The 22,026-nt window shown below is 48.0% G+C and carries 23 protein-coding genes and 1 tRNA gene; 9 read left to right on the top strand and 15 right to left on the bottom strand.

Annotated elements, in window-relative coordinates; translation table 11 throughout:
* Positions 1 to 59: 59 nt before the first annotated feature.
* The gene (gene mnmG / locus EL633_RS12255; protein ID WP_246039123.1) at positions 60 to 2,099 is read right to left on the bottom strand and encodes a tRNA uridine-5-carboxymethylaminomethyl(34) synthesis enzyme MnmG; all 2,040 of its coding nucleotides are present in this window, start codon (positions 2,097 to 2,099) and stop codon (positions 60 to 62) included.
* Positions 2,100 to 2,427: 328 nt separating this feature from the next.
* Here mnmG and EL633_RS12250 point away from each other — a divergent pair.
* Positions 2,428 to 2,510: transfer RNA gene (locus EL633_RS12250), tRNA-Leu, on the top strand.
* Positions 2,511 to 2,689: 179 nt separating this feature from the next.
* Here EL633_RS12250 and EL633_RS12245 read toward each other — a convergent pair.
* From EL633_RS12245 to EL633_RS12195, 13 genes are all read right to left on the bottom strand, one after another.
* Entirely contained in the window at positions 2,690 to 3,676 is a 987-nt protein-coding gene (locus EL633_RS12245; RefSeq protein ID WP_161982104.1) for a tyrosine-type recombinase/integrase, read from the bottom strand.
* Positions 3,677 to 3,688: 12 nt separating this feature from the next.
* The gene (locus tag EL633_RS12240; protein WP_126627451.1) at positions 3,689 to 5,218 is read right to left on the bottom strand and encodes a rolling circle replication-associated protein; all 1,530 of its coding nucleotides are present in this window, start codon (positions 5,216 to 5,218) and stop codon (positions 3,689 to 3,691) included.
* A gap of 38 nt (positions 5,219 to 5,256) precedes the next feature.
* Positions 5,257 to 5,514, bottom strand: a complete 258-nt coding sequence (locus EL633_RS12235; RefSeq protein ID WP_126627450.1) for a hypothetical protein — start codon at positions 5,512 to 5,514, stop codon at positions 5,257 to 5,259.
* 60 nt (positions 5,515 to 5,574) lie between these two features.
* Positions 5,575 to 5,799, bottom strand: a complete 225-nt coding sequence (locus EL633_RS12230) for a hypothetical protein (RefSeq protein ID WP_126627449.1) — start codon at positions 5,797 to 5,799, stop codon at positions 5,575 to 5,577.
* Positions 5,792 to 6,145, bottom strand: coding sequence for a hypothetical protein (locus EL633_RS12225; RefSeq protein ID WP_126627448.1), 354 nt, complete (start codon positions 6,143 to 6,145; stop codon positions 5,792 to 5,794). The genes EL633_RS12230 and EL633_RS12225 overlap by 8 nt, the downstream gene beginning before the upstream one ends.
* Before the next feature lie 4 nt (positions 6,146 to 6,149).
* The gene (locus EL633_RS12220; protein ID WP_126627447.1) at positions 6,150 to 7,472 is read right to left on the bottom strand and encodes a CCDC90 family protein; all 1,323 of its coding nucleotides are present in this window, start codon (positions 7,470 to 7,472) and stop codon (positions 6,150 to 6,152) included.
* A gap of 89 nt (positions 7,473 to 7,561) precedes the next feature.
* Positions 7,562 to 7,714, bottom strand: a complete 153-nt coding sequence (locus EL633_RS36530; protein WP_161982103.1) for a hypothetical protein — start codon at positions 7,712 to 7,714, stop codon at positions 7,562 to 7,564.
* A 2-nt stretch (positions 7,715 to 7,716) separates the two neighbouring features.
* Entirely contained in the window at positions 7,717 to 8,421 is a 705-nt protein-coding gene (locus EL633_RS12215; RefSeq protein WP_126627446.1) for a hypothetical protein, read from the bottom strand.
* Positions 8,422 to 8,434: 13 nt separating this feature from the next.
* Positions 8,435 to 8,782 carry a hypothetical protein gene (locus tag EL633_RS12210; protein ID WP_126627445.1) on the bottom strand — a complete coding sequence of 116 codons (348 nt, stop codon included), beginning with the start codon at positions 8,780 to 8,782 and terminating at the stop codon, positions 8,435 to 8,437.
* A gap of 169 nt (positions 8,783 to 8,951) precedes the next feature.
* The gene (locus EL633_RS12205; RefSeq protein WP_126627444.1) at positions 8,952 to 9,197 is read right to left on the bottom strand and encodes a hypothetical protein; all 246 of its coding nucleotides are present in this window, start codon (positions 9,195 to 9,197) and stop codon (positions 8,952 to 8,954) included.
* A 9-nt stretch (positions 9,198 to 9,206) separates the two neighbouring features.
* A complete protein-coding gene (locus EL633_RS36525; protein WP_161982102.1) occupies positions 9,207 to 9,359 on the bottom strand; it encodes a hypothetical protein in 153 nt (50 codons plus the stop codon).
* 261 nt (positions 9,360 to 9,620) lie between these two features.
* Positions 9,621 to 9,884, bottom strand: coding sequence for a hypothetical protein (locus EL633_RS12200; protein ID WP_126627443.1), 264 nt, complete (start codon positions 9,882 to 9,884; stop codon positions 9,621 to 9,623).
* Entirely contained in the window at positions 9,884 to 10,084 is a 201-nt protein-coding gene (locus tag EL633_RS12195; RefSeq protein WP_126627442.1) for a hypothetical protein, read from the bottom strand. Before EL633_RS12195 ends, EL633_RS12200 begins: the two co-directional genes overlap by 1 nt.
* Positions 10,085 to 10,350: 266 nt before the next feature.
* Between EL633_RS12195 and EL633_RS12190 the strand changes: the two genes are divergently transcribed.
* The 8 genes from EL633_RS12190 (at position 10,351) to rlmD (ending at position 19,941) form a co-directional block, all read left to right on the top strand.
* Positions 10,351 to 11,103, top strand: coding sequence for a creatininase family protein (locus EL633_RS12190; protein ID WP_126627441.1), 753 nt, complete (start codon positions 10,351 to 10,353; stop codon positions 11,101 to 11,103).
* A gap of 2 nt (positions 11,104 to 11,105) precedes the next feature.
* Positions 11,106 to 11,948, top strand: coding sequence for a GntR family transcriptional regulator (locus tag EL633_RS12185; RefSeq protein WP_126627440.1), 843 nt, complete (start codon positions 11,106 to 11,108; stop codon positions 11,946 to 11,948).
* 263 nt (positions 11,949 to 12,211) lie between these two features.
* On the top strand, positions 12,212 to 14,125 hold the full coding sequence (locus tag EL633_RS12180) for a toll/interleukin-1 receptor domain-containing protein (protein ID WP_126627439.1): 1,914 nt from the start codon (positions 12,212 to 12,214) through the stop codon (positions 14,123 to 14,125).
* A 706-nt stretch (positions 14,126 to 14,831) separates the two neighbouring features.
* Entirely contained in the window at positions 14,832 to 15,200 is a 369-nt protein-coding gene (locus EL633_RS12175) for a hypothetical protein (RefSeq protein ID WP_126627438.1), read from the top strand.
* An 800-nt stretch (positions 15,201 to 16,000) separates the two neighbouring features.
* Positions 16,001 to 16,765 carry an RNA polymerase sigma factor gene (locus tag EL633_RS12170; RefSeq protein ID WP_218027471.1) on the top strand — a complete coding sequence of 255 codons (765 nt, stop codon included), beginning with the start codon at positions 16,001 to 16,003 and terminating at the stop codon, positions 16,763 to 16,765.
* Positions 16,746 to 17,342, top strand: coding sequence for a zf-HC2 domain-containing protein (locus EL633_RS12165; RefSeq protein ID WP_161982101.1), 597 nt, complete (start codon positions 16,746 to 16,748; stop codon positions 17,340 to 17,342). The genes EL633_RS12170 and EL633_RS12165 overlap by 20 nt, the downstream gene beginning before the upstream one ends.
* Before the next feature lie 46 nt (positions 17,343 to 17,388).
* Complete coding sequence (locus EL633_RS12160) at positions 17,389 to 18,387, top strand: DUF8173 domain-containing protein (RefSeq protein ID WP_126627436.1); 999 nt, start codon at positions 17,389 to 17,391, stop codon at positions 18,385 to 18,387.
* 192 nt (positions 18,388 to 18,579) lie between these two features.
* A complete protein-coding gene (rlmD, locus tag EL633_RS12155) occupies positions 18,580 to 19,941 on the top strand; it encodes a 23S rRNA (uracil(1939)-C(5))-methyltransferase RlmD (RefSeq protein WP_126627435.1) in 1,362 nt (453 codons plus the stop codon).
* 407 nt (positions 19,942 to 20,348) lie between these two features.
* Here rlmD and EL633_RS12150 read toward each other — a convergent pair whose 3' ends face one another.
* Positions 20,349 to 21,956: a PH domain-containing protein gene (locus tag EL633_RS12150; RefSeq protein ID WP_126627434.1), complete on the bottom strand. Its 1,608-nt coding sequence runs from the start codon at positions 21,954 to 21,956 to the stop codon at positions 20,349 to 20,351.
* Positions 21,957 to 22,026 lie beyond the last annotated feature (70 nt).

Genomic DNA, 22,026 nt, shown 5'->3' with positions numbered 1-22,026 from the left:
CATATTGATATATTATTGATGAGTAATATGTGTATGGTACACGCATTCAGCATGTAGTGTCAAGACGAAGCTCGTAATGCACGTAGTTTTTCCAACTGGATCATCAGGATGGCAACATCCGCTGGTGTCACCCCTTCAACGCGCGAAGCCTGTCCAACGGTTCGAGGTAATGTACGCATCAGCTTCTGGCGGGCCTCTGTGCGCAGATGGGGGATAACCTGATAATCGAGGGTTTCAGGGATGCGCATCTCTTCCAGCCGTTGGGTACGCCGCACCAGTTGTTCCTGCTTACGAATATAATTTTCATATTTAACCTGTAAATCCACCTCCTCAGCCGCCTCATCTTCTAGCATTGGCAATTGTGGGGTTCCGGTCAATGCTGAAGGATCCTCCGCCAGAGCGGCACGCTCATGCTCAACCCGCTGGGCCAGTTGCGCCACCTGCTGATAACGCACATCGGGTCGCCGCAACAACTCACGTCCGGTCATCATCTGTCCAAGTTGCGCGATACCAACCTCCTGAGCACAGGTCTCAACCAGGCGTGAAGAGGTAAACGTCACACCATCAAGATGCGTAAGTGCTCCCTCGATTGCCGCGCGCTTCTGCAGCACCTGGAAGTAACGCTCCTCATCGATCAAGCCCAGTCGATAAGCATGATCACTCAAACGCAGATCCGCGCTATCAGGTCGTAGGAGCAGGCGGTGCTCGGCCCGTGAAGTATGCAGACGATACGGTTCGCTCATCGGACGTGTGACCAGATCATCGATCAACACACCAATGTAAGCCTCATGCCGTCCAAGCACAAAGGCCTCTTCACCACGTGCAGCCAGAGCTGCGTTAATACCCGCCATAATGCCCTGCGCCGCCGCCTCTTCATAGCCCGAAGTACCATTGATTTGTCCGGCCAAAAACAGACCTACAACCGGCTTGGTCTGCATGGTTGGTAGCAATTGCTCCGGTAACACATAATCATATTCCACCGCATAGCCTACCCGCATCATCTCGGCATGCTCCAGGCCAGGAATCGAATGCAGCATATCCAGCTGCACATCCTCCGGCAGACTGGTATTGAGTCCCTGGACATAGATCTCACCGGTACGCCATCCTTCTGGCTCCAAAAAGATCTGGTGTGAAACCTTATCGGCGAAACGCACAATCTTATCCTCAATCGAAGGACAATAACGTGGACCGATACCTTCAATGACACCTGTATAAAGAGGGGAGCGATGCAGATTATCCCGAATTACCTGATGGGTCCGCTCAGTCGTACGTACGAGATAGCAGGGCAACTGGGCACGCCAGCCATGCAGGTCCTCGTCTGTCACAGGATAAATTGGATTTGGCCGTCCGCCGGGTAGCTGGACATCCTCGCGCGCCTCGCGATCACGTGAGAAATAGAGCGGCACACGGCTACCGGGCTGTGGCTCAGTCTTGCTATAATCAACGCTACGCGCATCAATACGCGGAGGTGTACCGGTCTTAAAGCGGCGCATTTCCAGACCAAGGGCGCGCAGCGAATCAGAGATACCCAACGCTGGCCCCTCGCCAGCACGACCACCGGGCTGCGTCTTCTCACCTACCACCAGGCGACCATTAATAAAAGTACCGGTCGTCATAATGATAGAAGGAGCCTCATAGCGCCAGCCATTATTGGTCACCACGCCACTCATTACTGGACGTCCATCGCTACCAGTATAGCTGAGCAATTGTGAAATGGTTGCCTGCTTCAACTCAAGATTAGGCTGGCTCTCCAGCACAAACTTCATTGATAGACGATATGCCTGCTTATCACATTGGGCACGTAGAGCTTGAACAGCCGGACCCTTACTGGTATTTAGCATGCGTATCTGGATAAATGTGCGATCAGTATTACGACCAATCTCACCACCTAACGCATCAATTTCTTTGATTAAATGACCTTTAGCTGGACCACCCATTGAAGGATTACAGGGCATTAACGCCACGCTATCCAGATTCATGGTCAGGAGCAGTGTCTTGCGTCCCATGCGAGCACTGGCTAACGCCGCCTCACAGCCCGCGTGACCCGCCCCCACCACAATAACATCATAGCTGCCCCTCAACAACTGATCCGGGGACATGTTCATACTCTTTGTGCCATCACTCATGATTTTTTACCTGGTTAATTCCCTATATATGAACGATTTTTCACTCCTGCACGGTTCGTATTATGCCTTAGATAGCGGCCTCCGTCAATATTGGATGCAGGAAACTAGTATTTTCTGCTAAAGAAACGAAAGATAAGAAGACATGCTTTAGCTACCCTGGCACAAGCTAAAATGCAACAACACATTGGAACCAGACAAGCACTAAGAAAAAGAGAGAAAATCGCCACCACAACCAAAAATTAGCACCAAAAGTGATTGACGTGCAGCCTGAAGCATGATAGTATCAGTACTACAAATATCCGGGGCGATGGCGGAATGGTAGACGCCGGAGACTTAAAATCTCCTGTCCGCAAGGACGTGAGGGTTCGACTCCCTCTCGCCCCACTCTTCTCTCAAGCCACTTCACAAGCTGGTTTAATCACTCACAGCAACCCAACAATAACTCCGAAGACTTTATTTTTTTGCTGATTTTTATAAAGTCTCCTGACTCAGAAAAACAAAAATAGGTCAGGAGACTTGTAAATCTCCCAACCTAGACATGCTTATTCTGGTCACAATAATTGCTAAGAGTCGGTATCCTTATTCTTATCCCGCTTCTTTTTATTCTTGGAAAACACAATTTCACCGATTGGCGAGTAAGATGTATGTTCTTTGCGAGCTTCAGAACTCCTGTAATCTTTTAAGTACAGTTCAGTGACCTGGACAGTACTATGTCCCATTTCACGAGAAAGTTTAAACACCTCACCACCTCTTTCAAGATAAAACTTAGCAAACGTATGCCGGAATGTGTGTGCAGATACACGTACCCCCTCGACTCCACTGACATCTTTAACTTTCTTTAAAAAGGTCTTAATACCACCATACTGCAAAGCCTCACCATGACGCCCCAGGAAAAGCGCGGTTACTTCAGGGTCTTTGGGCCTACGATATTTATGAATATATCGCCATAGCAGTTTACCTACTTCTGGATGCAATCCAATTTCCCGCTCTTTACGACCCTTACCAAACACTTTTACATAGCGATCATAAACATCCGTCACTTGCAGGCCACATAACTCTGAAACACGCATGCCCGTATCAAGCATAGTTAATAGCAAGACGTAATTTCTAAAACCTTCATTAGTAGTTTGGTCACAGCAAGCTAGCATCTTTTCAATGTGGTCAACAGTAAAGGTGGGAATCAAGTATTCAGGCGCTTTAGGTTGAACCAGCCTGGCTGAAGGATCAGAAGCAATCAGTTCCTCATCAACACACCAGCTAAAAAAAACCTTCAAAGCTCTTACATACCCACGTACAGTGAATGCCGATAGTGGCTTATCCTGCGTAGGCGTTCTAGGATTATTTTCACCTGCCTTATTCCCCATCAGATGCAAGATAAGCTGACGCAGGTGGAAAATCTTTACCTGCTCAAGTTCTGTAATATTTGAAACTTCAGCCAGCTTTCTCGCAATTAAACGTAACTTCTTGCGATACCAACCAATTGTTTGGGTAGTCAAGCCACGTATCTCACAATCAGAAAGAAAATGGTTTATAACCTCATTTAGATCCATAGGCATACCTCCTTATGCTACTTGCCAATCAGTAGACCGCAGTTCACTACGCTGATAGGCCCACACATGAATCACCCGTCTGGATAACTGTTTCCTGTTTTCGCGCACATCTTCCAATACATCTAGAAGCGCCTTCCGTTTGCGCTTTTTGTATTCCTTGAGATCGTTGGTAAACTCATAGCGCTCAACCAAATGCCAAGGAGAACGCACAGGAACCTCTTCCACCACCTCACTCTCCTCCTCATCTTGCTCTAATGGCTTGCCATTATCCACTTCACTCACCGCCTCAACGCCCTCTACAGGCTGTTCCATCGATTCTTCCATACCCTCAAACAATTTCGCCCGCATTGCGGCCACACGCTCGGGGAAAAACTGACGAGAGTAGCGGACCCGATGTGCTTTACTGGTAGCTTGCTCTACAACCACTTCTGTCACATATTCACTATGTCCCTGCTCATCTTGTGCCAGAACTCTACGCTCACGCTCAACTTGTCGTGTCCCCTTCTCACCTGTGGTCAGAGACTTGGTGAGATACTTGGTCACATATCCAATAGCGCGAGGGTTACGAATACGCTCAATGTGCCCAATCTCAGCGACCCCATGCCGGGCAGAGCGCCAAAGCGGCTGAATCACCTCTTTGTATGGAATACTGTCAACGCCCTTGATTAACAGGTGCCAGTGAAAGCCGTTTTCCTCAAAGTTGGAATGCCGTTCCATCACTGCAAAGTACTCAACAGGATAGGCCGGACGAGCCCCGACATGTCCCTTCCCTCGTCCCTTTGACCCACGGCGTAAGGCTTGCATAAAGGTGGTGAGCGCCCTGGCCGCCTCTTCAACCGTCTGCCCTGCTTTCGTCAGCGTGAGAAACAAGACGGGTTCAGATGCTTTTACCAGTTGTCGCCAGAGATCGACTTTCCGAGGACCGCAGTGTAAGCAACTCCAACGATTGCAGCGTGCTCGCACCTCTTCACCCGTCTCATGATTGATAAAGCGGTGACGTACTGCCCAGGGATCACGGCAGTAGAGGAGCGTGTCTAGCCCATAGTCCTCGACTAAATCCGCTTGCTGCTCAATTGGAGGCAGTTCCCAGCGTCTTTTTTCTGCTTTGATGGTGATTGCTTTCCCCATAGACAGCACCTCTACTTTCTGGTGTTTTGCGCTACACTTCTTACTTGTGTGATATATGCTTATAAGGGTCAAGGGAAGGCCCAGGAGGCTTGTACGTCGTTCGGCGGGGCCCCTACCCCACCGCCGCGTACAAGCCAGCCCCCAGGAACGGGCCAGCCGATCAGAACCCGACGCGGTGCGGCTAGCGCCAAAGCCAGCATGCTCGTAGCCGGGTAGCGGGGCGATGCCGCCCATAGACCGCGCGGTGAGCCCTACGGGCCGAGAGTGACCGGGTACTGCATTGGAACGTGTCAGTAGCCGGTCACTCTCGCTCTGCGAGTCTACCACCCGGTCCATGGGTCGGGCCTGGCGGCATCGCTTATTCCCGCTACCCGCCATGTGCAGGCCGAACAGCCTGCCGACGTTATGCCTCAAGCTCCCAAGGATGCTTGGTCGGCTACGCCGCTTGGCCGTCAGGTGAGATCATCGGCGTACTTGAGTTGGTGGCGTGCAGATTGCCGAGCCGACTTCTTTGGAGCACGATGCTTCTGGCGATTCCCCTGGCGAGACTGATTTTCTTGAAACATCTGCCGATACGAAAATTTTCCACCTTCAATCCCATAGGGCTGTAAGTGGTGCGGTTCAAAATCCCCCTCGTTAAGACGCCGTGATATCCGTTGCGCGCTGTAACCTTCGCGAAGATGACGTTCTGTAATGAAGCGATTTCCCATGCTATTCCTCCTCATCATCTTTAATGGCTTGCCATTTAAAAGGACGGGACACATTCATCCCTACCCCCTGGCTTGATCCACCGCAATCACAAGCTGCCAGACCTCTTCATACACGCCCCACTGTTCCTCAACTAATGCAGCCGTAAGTTGTTCACACGTCCATTCAGGATGTCGTGTCCACACATCCATCACCTCACCAAACAGGAAAGCGTAGAGCTCTTCTTGCGTAAACTGGACGGTATGTCCATACACCGTGATATCAATCTCTTGAGAATAGTCACCCATACGCACCTCCCTCAGTCCAATCATCTGACCTGTCCCCCTGGTAGGCTTCGACGCTCAGACGATGACGATACACTTCTAACTCAAGCCAGCGTTGGCGTTCCTGCCAGGAGTAGTCATAGCGACCATGACAGGAAGGGCACAACGCCGCTAATCGTGGTTCCGGGTTCCAGGGATCATGATCCAGGTGAGCTGCTGCAAGATACACTGTGTAGACCACGCCCGTCCGTTCCGACACCGCCAGCTCCCCATGCGCAATCCCACAGTGTTCGCAGCACCACCCGGCACGTTCCTTGCAGTCCCAGGCCAATTCCTCCCAGTTGGCCGGGTACAGATGCCGGTTCTTCATGCAGCTAAGAGCGGCCCTGGAACTGCTTATACGCCTCAATCTGCTCCACATACATGCGCTCAGAGTTGTAGAGCCCATCACCCAATTCCACCGCCTCTTCTGGACCAGGGGCCGGATATTGGTCCACTAAATCCCGATCGCGCTCAAGTTCAAGCCGGATATCGTGCCAGACCCCGCGCAATCGGCCGCTGAAGTCGCCCAGGCGTTGCTCGACATCGACCTGGATGCTTTCATACTCATCCCGAAACGCCTGGATGAGATCCTCATAGCCCCGGATCACCCACTCCCATTGCGTACTGAGTTGCTGCTCAAGCGCCCGCTGCTGCTGCTTAACTCGCTCGGCCAGAGAAACATCATAGTACTGTTCAATATGTTCGGAGAGAATCGCCGTCAGCGCCCCAGGATAGAGCGCTTCCAAGGCGTCCAGTTCTACGGCCCCTTCCCCATGCCGAGCTTCAAAGCCACCACGCCGCCGTTCCGTCTCTTTAATTGGTGTCCGAGGGAGCCCGTAGTGCTGGACTTGCTCCAATGTCAACACCACCGGGAAGACGCGGATATCCAGAGCCAGCCCGAAGCGCCGCACAAAGTACTCAATTTTGCGCGACATCGCCACCGGCATCGACTGACCAGCCGGATCAAAATCCGAGACGTAGAGAATACGCGCCGGTTTATTGGCTTGCTGTAAACGATGGACCAGGGCCAGAGTCGCCGTGATACTCATCTCCCCCATACCAGTCTGTAGGTTCGCGTTATATCGTTCACACAACGGGCCAAGCACATCATTCATGGTGGACTTTTCACACCAGACTTCCAGGTGATAAGCCTGTTCAGGATAATAACCATACACCGAATAGTCTGGCAATTCAGGAAACGGCGGCAGCGTAATACCCGCACGCGAGAGGTAGCCATTCACGGCCACATATGGTTCTGCTTTGCGATCCGTCGCATAGATCATCGTCTCAGGTGTGCGGCGATCATTAAAGGCCCCAGGATCAACCAGTTCCAGGTATCGAGCCGCCTTAGAAGCAGCGTTGAGCGCGTCCCAACATTCTACGGTGTTTTCATATGGCTTGCCATTAGACAGTTTCGCCGTCCCCTGCGACACCAACCAGTAATGGACCCGTCGGATATGCATCCGTTCATCTCCAATATGGTGCCAGAGCTCGGCGAACCACTGACCAGAGGCCACATCCGTCGGCGTCCCAGTATAAAAAGGATCGTTTTGCGGAGCCAGGACAATTAAGTCATTGACGGACACGCCCTGCTGTTTCGCCATTTGTTTGATCCATCCATAATCGATGCGTTGTTCTTCAAAGGTGTAGCTCATAGGCTCCCTCCAATCTGTCAAAAGGCGCGGTTTCGGCCGTCTGCACAGCCTCCACACGCGCCCAGGTCACTCTCAACATATCTGCCAACCTACAAGGATCGAACCTGAAAATGTCGCCACTGGTGCCGATTCGCAAACTGTACATCCTGCCCATCGGCCAACGCTTGCCGAACCATCTCGGCCTCTTCACGTGATAACCGCCGCCCACCGGCCACCAGCAAGGCACCAGTAACCGGGTCCACACTTAGGAGGTCGCTCCCACTGGCTGGGGCTGTGGACGGACCCCCGGAGAAGGGTTGAGCGCACCTCGTTGTGGGGGTGTTCCAGGAGCAACCTGTGGACGTGGTGCGCCCTGTACCGGCCCCTGTGGCTGTGGTCGTGGTGCCGGGACTTGTGGCTGTGGACGCCGTGGTGCAGCACTGGCACCTTGACCAACCACATTCACTTGAGCTTGAGCACCGGGGACTTTTTGCTTATTGCGTTCCAGGTCCATATCAACCACTGCCAGGAAGACCGACGCCAGCGGAATAATCGAGAGCACAATATAGGTCGCGACGATCAACACCCCTTGTTGTCCTTCCGGTGCTGAATGTATCCAGGCCGCATGCTGGATCACGTCCGCCGCTTGCGCATAATTCGCAAAGATTTCGACCAGTTCCACCACCAGACAAATCGGGATATAGGCCCAAAATGGTTCTTTTTTCATCAGGCGATAGGCGAGGCCACGACTGACAAAGTAGCCCAGGATACCAAAGCCCGCCGCCGCAGCCCAGGTCACATAGGGCTGAAGCATATCAGCCCCGGTTGTGGTATCCAGTGGAGAAAAAATCCAACGGATCGCATGTGCAGAGACCACCGAGAACACAAACGACACCATGCGCAAGACCACGTGTTCTGCACCCCGTATCCAGGCTTCTTGCTGCCCTCTGGCCTGTTGCCATAATTTCATAGGCACCTCCTACTTAAACCGCAGCCACTTGCGCAAAACGGCAGACGAGCGTCAAAAACGACCCTTTACCCTTGACCTTGACCACATCAAAATTCAAGGTGGTCATAGTGGTGGGCAGATTCGCACGCAACCGATTGACGACCTCATCACACTGCTCAGGCGTCGCATTGACCTGACGCAACTGCTTCAACTCATCCAGTTCAGGAAACCCACCAGAGAACTGGCATTCATATTTTTCATAGGTATCGGCATCAATGACGGTCAGTTTAACCGAATGGCCTTGACGCGGTGCACCCGTCACCTGATCATAAAAAGTGCTCTCAAGCACGTCAGCATTTAACACAATCGCATTCATATTCATGGGCAACCTCCAATCAGTCATCACATCGACTGCAATTCATCATGTTGTCTAGACGTAAAAATGTGCGTATGTACAGAGCTCAGGCCACCATCCCCACCACACTCTGTTCCTACGCACCCCAACCATCCACCTGCCCCGTCATGTATCCGGCCTGCCAACCAGGAATCATTTATCCAACCGCCTCATCAATCATCCGCTGAAATCGCTGTTCCCACGCACGAACCACATCCCCTGTCGGATCATCCCACCACATCTGCAACCCCTGCCCACACCCAGGACAACACGACACAATCAAACCCGGCTCATCCCTCACCCCATCCCGATAGTTGACCATCACCTTGCCACTAAGCACCGTCTGCACATACGACCACAAGCGATAGCCGCACGTATGCCGCATCCACTTCCCACGATTCATAGCCACCCCCTACGGAATATGGAGATGACCTAACCACACATACGCACACGCCAGAGCAACAACCGTCAGCAGACCAATTCCAACCATACGCAGACGTTCCACACCAAAGGCAAACAAAATGCCGAGCACCAACAGAATGGCAAAAATGTAGACAATATTCATAGGCTGACTCCTTCCCGCCTGCTTCCAGGCGTCACAACAACACCAACACATCCTAATGGCTTGCCGTATACACCACGACACCACATTCACTGACTTCAGACTGTTGCCAACACGTCACACACCGACGACCGCGCAAGACAAAATGGTGATCCTTGTGCAGCTCCACGCCACATTCCACGCACTGAACCGTTCGAGACAAATGATACTCATGAGAGTATTGATTAACGGGTTGACCAAAACGACGACGCATAGGCCACCTCCTCACGCTCCTAACGACCGCTTCACAGGAAAGTCATACGAAATGCCACACTCAGACACAGAAACATCATGTAACCACATCTCATGATCACTGGATCGAACATAGACCACACCAGCCGATGTAATGTCATGACGGACCATCACCGCACGAACCGCCGCACTCACAGAAATTGCTGCTGCTTCTTCCGAGACATCTGGCTCGACGTCCAGAAGTGAGTCAGAGATGAATATATGAACATACAATGGCTGTGCCCGTAAAATCCCCATTAACCCACCACCACATCAGTAACAACACCAACATGCAGAGATGACCAACAGCGACGACACCGGCCACCATACCGATTAATCACAGCTTTGGAATGGATATGCACGCCGCAGTCCTGGCACCCGTTAACATGGAATGAGACGCTCGCATGCTTAGGACGTTTTACATACTCAGTATCCTGGTAGTTTTTTCTGTTATACATAAGCACCTCCCTATCTCTAAAACCTCAATGGCCTAATGGCTTGCCATAAATCGCCGTCCGTTAGCAAAACCATTTAAGCTTTTCAAAATCTGATATTGAATATCACCACACTCGAATTATACACTGCCACGCCATCAAAAGTCAACACTTTCAAAGGCTGATATTGAATATCAGATCAAAGTACTGTTATGATATACTTAATAAAGGAAATAGGAGTTAGATAACCTCATACAAAGAGGGCGTGTGAAAGGAAATGGAGGATTGATATGAATACTGATGTGGCAATAACCGGTGTCTTCACAGATAGAAGAAGGATATTTATTCTTCCAATAGGGAGCTTAGAACAACACGGCCCATATCTGCCTATAGATACTGATCTTAGAATTGCTCAATTACTTGCTCAAAATTTAGCATCTTTATTTAATGGCACTGAAGCATTGTTACTTCCTGCAATCCCTTTTAGTTCCTCCTGGGAGCATAAGGGACCAGGTACAATTGCGTTAAATGTAAGTACTCTATCTGCTATATTGCATGATGTTGCATACAGCCTTGAGGCATGGAAAACGCATAGCTTACTCATTCTTGTAAACTGGCATGGAGGCAACAGCATTCTTGGATCTTTAGCGACAGAAATTACTGCAAGAGAAAACATACCCACAGCAGTTATACCTTCTCCATCTGAAGTAGGACAAATATGGAGAACCAACAATGCCACAACAGTTAGTGATGTTCATGCAGGAGCAATCGAAACATCTGTTATTCAAGCATACTGGCCTAATCTAATTCATCATCCTATACAGGCAAATGACCATTATGAACCGGATATACAGCCAGCCAAGACGCAAGCGGTACTACAATCTATAGGTATTCGTACAGTCAGTAAAACAGGTATATGGGGAGCTCCAGAACAAGCCAATGCAACCAAAGGCAGAGAACTTATTGAAAAGCTTACTGATAGTATGTTTAAGCAAACAAATAAAATTTTACAACTACTAAACCAGTGTGAGGAGGAGAAATAAATATGAGAGGACCATCATCACAAGACATCTTAAACACGCCACCACCAGAGCTGCGGATGGGAGCAAAAGCAACGAAGGCATACTTAGATATGCGTAAGAAAATCCTGGCCGGAGAATATCAGGTAGACCAGCAGCTCATTCCCAAAGAGATCGAAGAGACATACCAGATCAACAATAACAGCACCCAACTGCTTATACTCAGACTGGCAATGGAAGGGCTTATAAAGGTACTACCCATCAAAGAGAGAGCCTGGCCGAACAATGCCGCTATCAATGAATACAGAATAGCCGATATGAACATCAGGCACCGCATACTCTCTAATAGGCAGGGAGGCTTTACCCTCGACATCTCTCAAGGAATACAGCAACCAGCAATCAAAGAAGTAAAAACATTGAAGGTCGAATACGCTGATGAAGAAGTTGCGAACTTACTAGATATAGAGCCAGGAGACAAGGTAGTTTTTTACCGCACACTGCAAAAACTCGATAAAGACACAGTGATTGCAATCAGCGACACATACATACCATTCTGGATTGTAGATGCACTGCCAGAGCTAGAGAAGCCAACAACAAGCCTCTATCAAACCATGCGCCAGCTTGGGAAAAAGCCCACATGGTGTACAGAGACAGTTGATATTGTCCAAGCCAGCAGCCTGGAACGCGTTGAGTTCCGACTATCGCCCGACGATCCATCAGCATTAATCAAGATAGTAAGAAGAGTCTTCAACGACGATGGACAACCACTCAGCGTAGATTTTCTAACCGATCGAGGAGACTTATACAGACTAAAATACTCATTCCCTCTTTATGCAGATAGTATACCAGAGATAATGAGAGGTAGATAAACATAAATAAACATGCTTGGATCTTGTATTCAGGTATATTTATTATGACAAATCCATCTTAGATGTACCGACTATAAAACATTATATTCGTGTTTTATAGTCGAAGGACTAATTAACAAGCTTGATGACTTGAAACGGAAAATGTCAAGGCAGCGTCACTTGACTTGTTGGACAATGTAATATAAGTATTTATAAGTGCAAATGCTTGTGTTATCATATGTTGGGAGTTCTTCAATAATTATAAACAGTAGGAAAGTAAAAATATGGCAATTGAAGACTATAAGCCGCTAAAACTTTTTTATTGCTATGCTCGCGAAGATAAGCAATACCGCAACAAGCTTGATGACCATCTCAGTAATTTAAAACGACTTCATCAAATTAACAGTTGGTCAGACCTTGAGATCATCCCAGGAGTAGATTGGAAAAAGGCTATCGACCAACAACTCAATACAGCTCATATTATTCTCCTCCTCATAAGTGCCAGCTTCATGGCATCCGATTATTGCTATAGTATCGAAATGAAGCGTGCTTTAGAAAGACATGAAACAGGAGATGCTTACGTCATACCTATCATACTACGTCCCGTAGATATGGAAGACGCCCCTTTTAGTAAATTACACGTTCTTCCAGTTGAAGCAAAACCTATCAGCCTCTGGCAGAATCGCGATGAAGCTTTCCGGAATATTGCAATAAACCTTCGTAATATTATCAAAGAACTACAAACTTCAATAGCTATCAAAAAGAAGTTTTTTTTAGATAAAGCTGCTGATTATAATAATAATGCACAATACGAAGATGCCATTGCAGCTTATGACCAAGCAATCAAACTTGATCCGGATGATGACGTTATCTATTATAACAAAGGAGAGACTCTTAGTTTTCTTGAACGAAATGAAGATGCCCTTGCGGCATATGACCAAGCAATCAAATTAAACCCGAAAGATGTAAGTAGTTATTTGAACAAAGGCGCTATACTTATTACGCTTGGAAGAAATGAAGATGCCATTATAGCTTATGATAAGGCAATCGAACTTGATCCATATGACTCTGATCTATATTATATCAAGGCGACAGGACTTAACGAGATAGGAAGATATGAAGAAGCTATTGAGGCTTATGACCAAGGCATCAAACTTGCACCCAACAATGCATGCATCTATGCAGATAAGGGAAGTACACTTAATCACCTTGAACTATATGAAGAAGCCGTTGCGGTTTATGACCAGGCAATCAAACTTTCTCCAAAGAACTCCTCTCTCTATGCAGATAAAGCAAGTGCACTTATAAATCTCAAAAGGTATGAAGAAGCTATTGAAGCTTACAATCAAGCGATTAAACTTGAGCCAGATGAAGATACTAACTATTTTAACAAGGCTCATGCGCTTAATAATCTTAAAAGGCATGAAGAAGCTATTGAAGCTTATGACCAAGTCATCAAATTTGATCCGATTAATTCATCTGCCTATATTAATAAAGGACTTGCATTGAGTAATCTAGCAAGGTACGAAGAAGCTGTTGAAGCTTACGATCAAGCGATTAACCTTGAGCCAGATGAAGGTTTTAATTATTTTAACAAGGCCTATGCGCTTAATGAGCTCAAAAGGTATGAAGAAGCTGTTGAAGCTTACGATCAAGCCATTGAAATCGATCCAATTAATTCATCTGCCTACAATAATAAAGGACTTGCATTGAGTAATCTAGCAAGGTACGAAGAAGCTATTGAAGCTTACGATCAAGCTATCGAAATAGATGGTTACAGTTCTACTGAGTATCATAATAAAGGCTTTGCGCTTTATAATCTCAAAAGATACGAAGAAGCTGTTGCGTTTTATGACCAAGCCATAGAGCTTAATCCTGGCTTTGCAGCCACCCACTACTATAGAGATGATGCATTGAGAGATCGTGAAATATATTGTAAAGCTGTCGCAATGTGTGAAGATGCCATTAAACTTAACCCTAATAATGCAGTCGCCTACTTTAACAAAGGTAATATACTTAAAGATCTTGGATGTTATGAGGAAGCCATTATAGCTTATGATCAAGCTATCGAAATAGATCTGACTTTTATAGAAGCTCACTACAATAAAGGCTATGTTCTTAACAAATTAAAGAGGAGAGGAGAAGCGCAGATTTCATTTGATAATAGTAGGATATTAAAGAAGTATGGTGTGATTTAGCGAACACGTTTGGAAACAAAGAATTAATAAAATGCGATGTTTTCTCTAAAAAAGATGTCTGCTTGTCACGCAGAGTGCGTTGGAGATAATCTGATACCCATTAGTTCCGTGTACAATCCTCAAACACTTAAAGTCCCAGAGTAAAACACCATCAACAAATTGGGGACAGAAACGCTCAACGCAGGTTATTAAGCCTCGATCTATTTAGACAAATTTAATAAGCTAATCCACTTGAGAGGTAGATCGAGGCAAGTGGCAAACCATTTAGAAAACCTCACATTGCAGACTTCAACTCTCCCCACTGCTAGTCCACAAAACATATTCCTAATATCTCCTGACTTAAACGTGCCATTCGCTTTGTGGGTTGGCTTGTAGAGCCAATAGAAGTACAGAGGGGACTTAAAATCTCCTGTCCGCAAGGACGTGAGGGTTCGACTCCCTCTCGCCCCACTCTTCTTTTAAAGACACTTCCAGAGCTACTTCACAGCAAAGCATTTTCCAGAGCAACACACCCAAAAGGCGGCCTTTTGCGTCATTTTTTCTAAAGCTAACTGACATGATCGTTACGTCTGCAAACTTTCCATTTTTACAAGTTCAAGCCTTAAAAATGAACTTTTGCTCATTTATTATAATGAAAATGTATGACCTAACAGAATCATTCATTTGGAATGAGCAAACACAATACGTGACTTTCAAGGAGGTTTACGTGGCTAAAATTTTTGTGCGATTGCTTGTGGTTATAATAAGTAGTGCTTTTATCGTGACATCTGGAGTAGCCTCCGCGCATACTGAGCATTGGCAACCACCTGCCGCTGCAATTATTGTGCAAACGACGACACAAATGATTCCTACCAATGCTGCTGCAGATCTGGCGGCCACCTGCCCAGCTGGCAGGGTCGCGACTGGAGGTGGAGGGGCTATTGGGGCCGGAGGAATCGCCGGGGCAGCAATTACAACCACGGGTCCATTTCCACCAACAACAGTAAATAATCCCACTGCCTGGCACGTTATTGCTGCCAATGCCTCAGGGGTTGCGCAACCTCTCACTGTATGGGTTTTGTGTGCCCGCACTTAAAAAAATATATTGAAGATCACAATAAATAAATGCTGCAGCCATTCATTATATGGTTGCAGCATTTATTATATGGATAAACGGGATATGGTAACTATTCAAGACCCCGGTGAGCTAAAATGCCCCTGCTCTGCTTCGCAGAGCAAATTTTTATTATGTCGTTGCCTACGGCATCGACCGGTCCTGAATGGTTACGGGATATGTTTTGATTAGGACTCGTAGAAATGAAGCGTCCAAAGGCTTCCTATCTGCTTTGATGCACCTGGCACTGCTGGATGATCAGATCTTTATAAACCTTAGCCGTTAGACGATTGCAATAGGGATGCATTTTTTTTTGTTATCATATTTGATAGTAGTAAAATTTATACGTTTGTATCTGTAGGATACAAATTATCGTCAACAAACGGTACAGATTGTAGAGAATGAGCAGCGCAACAAGTTTGTAGTCTTTATGGCGGGAGAACATACAGGTGGATCTTTACAGACCACACTCCTACCAGACACCATAGTCAACCATTTATGCCAGTGAACCCCATGATTAATGAATAAAATTTCATTAAAAAGAGAAGACATCACCATAAATGGCGCTATAGCCCGTTGAGTCGTGAAATAATAGTCATAAAAACGGGAAATTTGGCCATGTGAAGGCAGTTTCCCTCTTGTCACTGGGCTACACTCGTGTTACACTTCAACAAAAGATTACAACTTTTTTTAGCCGCTACTCGTACATGACTAGAGATGACGCGGTATACCGTCCTCTTATGATCTGAATCGAGTTATAAAGAATAAATGAGCGGTGACAAATGCTAGAATCAACTGTAAACGCTTCAAATATGCTGGGTGGGGTAGGTTCCGGATCGCTGAAAAAGCGTAAAACACTTCCTGATCAGAAGAGTGGAACTTTGACAGGTGCAGCGGGTGTACAGGGTATTGCTAATACGACCGTGGCCAATAATAGGATGAAGACGGGAACCATTGTGGAATCGATGAGCGATGCAGCGCTGGTCGAACTGGTACTCGGTGGCGAACAGGATATCTTCGCAACGCTCGTTGAGCGCTATAAAGATGCTGTACAAAATCTCGCGTATCGCATGCTTGGAAATATTACAGAAGCTGAAGATGTAACTCAGGAGACCTTTGTACGAGCTTTTACACAGCTTGTGACCTATAAACCTGCACATAAGTTTAGCACCTGGTTACTTTCGATCGCTTCTCACCTGGCAATTGACCAGCTGCGCCGCAGGCGCTTCCTGGCCTTACCACTTGAGGATGTTCCATTTCTGGAATGGATCGTCGATGTTGGCGTCAGTCCTGAGCAGTCAGCCTTACATGGTGAGCAACAGGACGAGATACAGATGTATCTACAGCGCCTACCCAGTAAATACCGCGCGGTGATTGTCTTGCGTTACTGGTACGATTTCTCATATGAAGAGATCGCCAATGCACTCAAGCTGACACCAGCACTGGTCAAAGCGCGTTTACATCGTGCTCGCGAATTGCTGGCTCGCTATATGCAACAAAAGACTTCCAATGAGGAGGGACCAGTCGATGCGCTGTCGCGACGCTAAAGAATGGCTGAGCGCTGAGCAAGATGGCGAACTTGATCCATCAGATGCTACAGCTCTCCAGGAGCACCTACTGCATTGTGCTTCTTGCCGTACTTTTGCGCAAGAACAGCGACACTTCGACGCTATGCTTGGTTCACTGAAACTGAATAAGCGAGTTACCACAACGCCTGTAACTCCATTGGTACGTCCAGCCAGCATTTCAACCGATCAGATCATGCGGGCAATTCAGCAAAAAAAACAGATTACCAATCAGCTCGAAGATCTTCGTCAGCAGCAACAGTCGCGTGTGGCACGTATGCGCACAGCCGGTGCTGTCAGCGCTGCATTAGGTCTCCTTACATTAAGCAGCATTCCACTTTTGTTTTTAATTGTGGCGATTATTCAAACTGATCTCGCACTAAAAACTCTCGCACTATTTAATGGTGTGATTGATGAAGGTATTGTGCTGGGCAGTTATGTTCAGACCGGGCTCACCCTTGTCACTCGCGATAACTTGCTGCTATCCGGGCTGGCATTCGCGGTGGTCGTCATGATGGGGATGTGGCTTCGCTTAATGCGTGCTCCACAAGAGGCGTAAAAGCGAGGGTCATGGTCATACTCTGACCATGATAGGGAGTTCTAGTATGCAAAAGGTCTCTCGAAGACAACGATTCATGCTCTCGCTGCCGGGACTTGTACTCTTAGCAGCGTTCTTAATAGGCGGTGGGGTTGAGGCATTTACAACTGGCATTCCAACAGCTTCGGCGAAGCAAGCAAGTGGTCAACTGGACACCAGAGGCACGCAAGCCAACGCCGATTGTAATGGCGGACGAAGCAAAACCAGTCTCAGGGATGCCGTGGTGGTGAGCAGAGGTGAAACAATGTGTGGGGATTTGACTTCCTTCTGGGGTAATGTAACTATTCAGGGTGAAGTCAAAGGGGACGTTGTGGTCATTGGTGGAAATGTGGTTATCGATGGTGGGGTCGACGGGAACGTGACCCTCTACGGCGGCAATCTCAGATCTTCTCCTGGCGCACACGTCAATGGGGACATTCATGTTTGTGGAGGTCAACGATCCAAAGACGCAGACTTATTGCTTCATGGTAGCTATTATGGCTGCCCAACTGGCGTGGTTGACATGCTGGGAAGTGACGCGGGGATTCAATTTCGTTTCTGGTATATTGTGACATGGGTCTTGTTGGGGATGTTATTAACCACCTTATTGCCAGAGCATGTCATGATGGTTAGGACAACCGTTAAAAGTAAATTGCGACGCAGCCTCGCCCTGGGGCTATTAAGTATTCTGCTGGCACCAACTATCTTTGCTGTGCTGCTTGCACTGATTATTCCCATTCCGTTGGCAATTTTGGTTGCAGTAGGACTTTTCGCAGCCTGGGCACTGGGCACTGTCTCGATCGGCTGGATTATCGGTGATTGGATCACAAAACGTATTCTTCCGCAACACGATACCCGTCTGGTGCAGGTAGGCATCGGTCTGGCTGTGCTGGCTTTGTTTGGATCACTCCCATACATCGGCTGGCTAATAAATATTGGGATTGGGATTTTGGGGATCGGGGCGGTTTTCTTGAGCCGCTTTGGCACACGGCTCTATGGCCCTCCCAAACAACCACTTTCCTGGTAAAACCTGCCATGAATATGAGAGAGAGTGCTTACACTTGTTGTATATAACAGGCCGGGCATTGTCAATGTCCTTCAACATGCAAGACTCCATTGTTGGGGCTATGTAGTAGTAAGAATTGAAAGATACAAAAAGCTGGAAGGATGGGACGGACATCAACGATTTTTTTTGTCGTCAGATGCCGCCGAGGTGAACATGAGCATTGATGTTGAACTGACAGACCTTGCCTACGGAGGAGACGCCGTAGGTCGCTATGAAGGACGCGTCTTGTTTGTACCGGGGGGAATTCCGGGTGAACGTGTACGCGTAGAGATTGTCGAGGAACGCCGCGGTCATGCCCGTGCAGAACTCTTAGAAATTCTTCGTCCCGCGCCTGAGCGGGTCGAACCAGCCTATCCACAACTGATTGATAGTGGATGCCAATGGCAACATATCTCTTATCCAGCCCAGTTAACCTGGAAGGCGCATATTGTACGCCAGTTGCTGGTACGCATTGGCAAACAGCCAGATGCACTTGTCCATCCCACAATTGGTATGCCGACAAACATTCCCCCCTGGCACTATCGCAACTATGCCGTATTTACTGTGGGTGCCGCCGGAGAAATAGGCTTCAAGTTTACCGAGAGCCACGATGTCCAGGATCTGGAGGAGTGTGGTCTGCTGCATCCCGCTCTGGATCAAGTTTATCAACTTGTACGCAGAAAACTGATCGATTATTTTGGTGATACTCTCGGTCAGATGCTGCAAAGTGTCACTATCCGTGGAGCAATCGGGGCCGTGAGTAATGCGGCAACAGGGATCGCCCCGAATGCGGTTAAAGCGGTACCAACCCTGCTGACCCTGAATGCACGTCCAGGCTCAATGATGGAAAATCCCCATCAACTGGCACAAGAATTGATGACGATTGCTCCAGGTATCGTTGGCGTGATCATCGAGCGTGTTGGCGGTCGCTATGGTCGTGTCTTTGTTGGACAAGAGTTTTTGACAGATGCTGTACTGGGAAGACGTTTCCGTATCTCAGCTGATTCATTCTTCCAGGTCAATCCAATTCAAACATCGGTCCTGGTTGAACGTGCGATGGCCGCCCTTGATCCACAACGCCATGAAATCGTGCTGGACGGATATAGTGGGGTCGGACTATTTTCGACCTTCCTGGCATCGCAGTCCTCGCGCGTCATAGCCGTTGAATCACAACCCAGCGCAGTTATGGATGCACGCGCAGGCTGTGCACTGAATAATCAGAATAATATTACTGCCCTGGAAGGTACCCTTGAACGGGTCCTTAATCAACTACACTATCGCCGTGAGCGTATTGATGTCGCACTGGTCGATCCACCACGGACCGGCTGTCATCCTAAAGCCCTACAGGCCCTACAGACTATGGCTCCGCGAGCTATCTGCTACGTCTCATGCGATCCAAGCACCCTCGCCCGCGATATCGCGACCCTCTGCTCAGGAGGACGCTATCGCCTGGTCTCAGCACAGCCAGTCGATATGTTCCCCCAGACATACCACATCGAAAGCGTAGCCCTACTGGTACGCGTCGGTAAATGGTAAATCCCAGACTCATCTAACAGCGCCCCAAAAGCGCTGTCATACATACAAAATGGCCAATCTTTCAATGAAAGATTGGCCATTTTGTATAAACAAGTGTTTTGATTCCCATAAAATCCATGCCATAGTTTTTGATTCCCATAAAATTCATGCCATAGTTTTTGATTCCCATAAAATCCATGCCATAGTGTTTTGATTCCCATGAAATTCATGTCCCGTTATCGTTTTTTTCGCGCCTTTGGCACTCCAACGATTTTACGTGTGAGGTCAAAAAATGAGCTTTGCTCATTTTTTGACCTCACACGTAAAAGAAGCAAGGGCCCTTCAGGGCCCGAGTGCGGTTGGCTGCACGCTCGCCGATGAGAGTGGGAACCAAACCCTCTCAAAATCTCACACCAACAAGACAAATTTTATATCGAATCAACCAGCGTTGGACGCTTACTCAAAGTAATCTCAATCTGGCTCCCCTTCTCCATCACGGTACCAGGAGGAGGACTCTGCTGAATTACCAGACCAGGCTGAATATGCGGACTATCTACCGCCTCACCACTCACCATCACATCCAGGCCATATTCTTTGGCACAGCCCATCGCATCAAAAAGGTCCAGATTCTTCAGATTAGGCGCACCCACCCGACGATCCGTATCTTCAATTTTAGAGACAACCGTGCCAAACCAGGTGTACAGATTCTTTTTTTCGTCATTTTCGCGCTTCGCAGCATCCGCCTTATCTTTGTGCGACTTAATTCCCAGGATCTCGTCTTGCAAGGTAAAGGGATGATCCACATATGATAGGATCACATCGGGATTACTACCAGGAGTTTCGATATACACATCACCAACGTCAAAGAAGCGGGCAATAATGCCTGGTACTTTCACTCTGATATCGCGAATACTTTTATATTCAACCTCTAGACGCGTCTCAAAGAAAAAACCAAAATGGCGTTCAATATCAATGATACGTCTATTCGTAAGAATATAAACATCATCCACAAAATTGGTGTAGATCAAGAAGATGGTTGCCAGCAAACCTAGAATGACCAATCCCATAAAGATCCACCAATATCCCCAGATAGAATAAGGCACGGCACCTGTCCCAGGAGCGAAAAGGGTAACGGGCGCCAGAATGACCAGCAAGACTACCGGAAGAGCAATGTTGCGCCAGAGCTTATAGGCCGAGCGCTGAATATACATCACCGTATACTCACCCGAGACATACCGCACATCACAGGGTATGCGCAAGATACCACCAAAGGTACGACGCGGCCCCAGATAGCGGCCATTTTCTCCGCGTACAGGCGGCAAATTCTCATCTGCATTGGGCAGTGTAGGAATATCTTTACCTTTGGCAAGGGACTGCAATACCGCCGCCAATTCCGGATCTCTGGGTAGGACCGGATCCTTGGGCTTGGGCTTCTTCGCTTTAACTTCGGTTGAGATACCCTGAATGGCATCACGTACCGCCTTAGGATTTGGCACATTGCGAATATAAAAGTCACCACCAGCCAGATAAACGTGCACCGTACCAAAGTTGAGGAGGAGGCCGGGGATGGTATCCACTCCGATCCCTACCTGCTCAACCTTCTCAATGGGAGTCTGCTGACGTGTTGGCTCAAATAGACCACTCGCATTAATGATGCGTTTATCGGTAATGATATATGTTTCATACCACCAGGCGATCAGACGTTTATAGATAAACCAGACACCAGTGCCTAGCATAGCCAGGATTGCTACAATCTCCATGACAATCCAGAGCGAGTTCAGCGCCGGGTAAGCCACAGCGACAGTGGTCACAATGATGATTGCCAGGACAGACAACAAGAGTGGCCACGCCGGAATGATCAGGAACCACCAGTGTCGGCGCACAACCTTCAATACATGCTCGTCTGGTTGCTGGCCCGGAAATTGCCAGGTATGATTGGATCCACGCCTCAACGGCGACACACTAAAGCGGCTACGCGCCGAAGTCAAAAGTCTGTTTGGAAGCCTGCTCGAAGTTTGTTTGGGTTTCTCGGCCATTCAGTCACCTCAACGGTCAGCAAAAGATAGCAATAGCATGCATGCGATTAAAAAGCAATCGTGAACGCCG

It is taken from the genome of Dictyobacter alpinus (genome assembly GCF_003967575.1).
GTDB lineage: Bacteria > Chloroflexota > Ktedonobacteria > Ktedonobacterales > Ktedonobacteraceae > Dictyobacter > Dictyobacter alpinus.
This window is presented reverse-complemented; position numbering and strand designations above follow the sequence as displayed.